The 2,657-nt window shown below is 65.4% G+C and carries 2 protein-coding genes and 1 pseudogene; 2 read left to right on the top strand and 1 reads right to left on the bottom strand.

Annotated features, from left to right (window positions below):
* Positions 1 to 205 precede the first annotated feature (205 nt).
* Positions 206 to 628, bottom strand: coding sequence for a DUF6163 family protein (locus A6302_RS19950; protein WP_083255934.1), 423 nt, complete (start codon positions 626 to 628; stop codon positions 206 to 208).
* Between the two features lie 150 nt (positions 629 to 778).
* Between A6302_RS19950 and hemB the strand changes: the two are divergent.
* Together hemB and A6302_RS19940 are read left to right on the top strand one after the other, a co-directional pair.
* Positions 779 to 1,815 (top strand): annotated as a pseudogene (hemB, locus tag A6302_RS19945) (porphobilinogen synthase).
* 122 nt (positions 1,816 to 1,937) lie between these two features.
* Complete coding sequence (locus A6302_RS19940) at positions 1,938 to 2,276, top strand: hypothetical protein (RefSeq protein WP_069308477.1); 339 nt, start codon at positions 1,938 to 1,940, stop codon at positions 2,274 to 2,276.
* The last annotated feature ends 381 nt before the right edge of the window (positions 2,277 to 2,657 follow it).

Here is a 2,657-nt window from a genome sequence, read left to right as displayed (position 1 = left end):
TGATCATGATCCAAAGCCTCTCTGCCGATTTGACCGTGGTTCTCTGCCCACCTTGTGTACAAATCTAATCGAGAGACTTGAAAATACGTTTAAAACGCAGGATGAATATTGCCTTAATCAGCAGTATCGCCTCAGTACATTACCCCTGAATCGAGATTAACCTTACAGGTCGATAACGAGAATTCGAGATTATATTTAAGTAAAATCACGATGACTCTGCAGCCCGGTCGACCAGATAGGTGAACACGGTGTAAATCACGACCGAGACCATGTGGAAGCCCACGGTCACCGGCGCGGTTCCGAAGACGTCGGCAAAGAAGGCATGCAGCGCAACCTCGGTCAGCGCGGCGATCAGCCAGACCACGGCGCCCCAGGACGCCAGCAGCCAGAGACCGACTGCGGCGACCAGATCGCAGACCGCGAAGAACACGGTGGCCACCCGCTGGGCGAGCGGCAGGTCGAAGAAGTTGCCTCCGCCGGGCGGGCTCAGCACCACCGACCAGTCGTGGAGGCCCGACACGAGGAAGACGACCGCAAGCAGGCGGACGAACACCACCAGCGCGAAACGCGGGTCGAACCGCCGTCCCGTTTCCGGCAGCGCGTCGTTCATGGCCTCGTCGTCGCGCACGCCGTGTCCTCTCGTCGTCCTGCCGCAAACCGCGTTCGGCGCAGATGCCGGATTTGAAGCCCCGCCCCTGCACTGATATGTAGAACCGGCATTCCGGGCAAGTCGCTCCTTCCGGCCCGGCCCGAGTTCTGAACCGATCGGACGACAGCCATGACCTTCCAGCGCGGCAACCCGGCGCCCTCCAGCATCGACCTGCACACCCTCCTGCAAGGTCAGCGGATGCGGCGAAACCGGCGCACCGACTGGTCGCGCCGCCTCGTGCGCGAGACGACCCTGACCATCGACGACCTGATCTGGCCGATCTTCGTCGTCGAGGGCAAGGCGTCCCGCACGGCCATCCCCTCGATGCCGGGCGTCTTCCGGCTGACCGTGGACGAAGCGGCCGCCGAGGCGCAGCGCGCGGCCGAACTCGGCATTCCGATGATCGCGCTCTTCCCCTACACCGACCCTGCCCTGCGCGATGAGACCGGCAGCGAGGCGCTCAATCCGGACAATCTCGTCTGCAGCGCCACGCGCGCGATCAAGGCGGCGGCCCCCGACATCGGCGTGATGCTCGACGTCGCCCTCGATCCCTACACCAGCCATGGCCACGACGGCCTGATGGTCGGCGACCAGATCGTCAACGATCCGACCGTGGAGCAGCTCTGCCGCCAGGCGCTGATCCAGGCCGCGGCCGGCGTCGACGTCGTCGGTCCCTCGGACATGATGGACGGCCGGATCGGCGCGATCCGCGCGACGCTCGATGCCAACGGCTACGAGCATGTGCAGATCATGTCCTATGCCGCGAAATATGCCTCGGCCTTCTATGGCCCGTTCCGCGACGCGATCGGCACCTCCAGGACGCTGCTCGGCGACAAGCGCACCTACCAGATGGACCCCGGCAACAGTGACGAGGCCCTGCGCGAGGCGGAACTCGATCTCGCCGAGGGCGCCGACATGATCATGGTCAAGCCGGGCATGCCCTATCTCGACATCCTCTGCCGCCTGAAGGCCGCCTTCCGGGTGCCGACCTACGCCTACCAGGTGTCCGGCGAATACGCGATGATCGAGGCGGCCGCCGCCAACGGCTGGATCGACGGCGAGCGGGCGATGATGGAAAGCCTGATGGCCTTCAAGCGCGCCGGCGCCGACGCATCCTCAGCTACTATGCGCCCCGGGTCGCGGCCCGCATCAAGGCCGGTCTCTGACCTTGCCGTCTCGACGGATGCCGTGCCGGCCACGACTGCGCGGGCAAGAGACCGCCCTGCGGCGGCTCGTTCCGCTCGCCGTCACGGCCGCGCTTGTCGCAGGCTGTGCAACAGGCCCCGACATGGCCCAGACCCGGCTGTGCCGCCTCGTCGTTGCCGCGGCAGAGCCGGAAGGCCGGATCCGCATCGTCGACGAGACCCCGATCACCGGTGTGCGCCATGGCGTGGCCATCCGCTACACGGTGGAAATCGGCAGCCGCATCCGGCCGGGCGAGGTTCGCTGCGCCTTCGAGGGCGGGCTGCTCGGCCGCAACCGCCTGCGCCTGGCGGCGGTGGAAACCCGCGAGGGACTCTACCCCGACTCCCGCCTCTACATCCTCGAACGCTTCTGGCTGGCCGACCCGGAAACACCGGATCGCGTCGGGCAGCGCCTGAGTCTTCCCGGGGAACAGGCGCCGTAGCCACCGAGTTGTGCCGACGGTGCTGGTGGCGCGCGGCGGCGGAACGCAAGCCACCCCCTGCCCTTCAGCGTCGCTCCCGGGTGCCCTCTGGCCCGGTCCCGCCTGCGCATCCCGCGTCGATTCGGCCGTCAACGCGGACGACCGAGACAAGGCTGGACAACGCAGGGCTGAATGTCGATGATCGACGCAACATTTTGCAACAGGTGTGAGAGTGGATGTTCCGATTCCTTTCGGAGGATCACCGTCGAAAGGCGATCAGTGATCTGGAGTTGTGTGCAGCATATTTCGAATTCCTGGACAAGGAGCTTCAGGAATTCGATGGACATGCTGAGCAACGCCTTCCCTCGAAGATCTTTCCCGCCGCCACCGGCTATCCCGACA

It is taken from the genome of Methylobrevis pamukkalensis (assembly GCF_001720135.1).
GTDB lineage: Bacteria > Pseudomonadota > Alphaproteobacteria > Rhizobiales > Pleomorphomonadaceae > Methylobrevis > Methylobrevis pamukkalensis.
The sequence above is the reverse complement of the archived record's forward strand: the minus strand, read 5'-3'. Positions and strand labels throughout refer to the sequence as shown.

Bases quoted from the DNA above. Each gene is read 5' to 3' on its own strand.
- A6302_RS19940 (WP_069308477.1), top strand. From the start codon at position 1,938: ATGGCCCAGACCCGGCTGTGCCGCCTCGTCGTTGCCGCGGCAGAGCCG.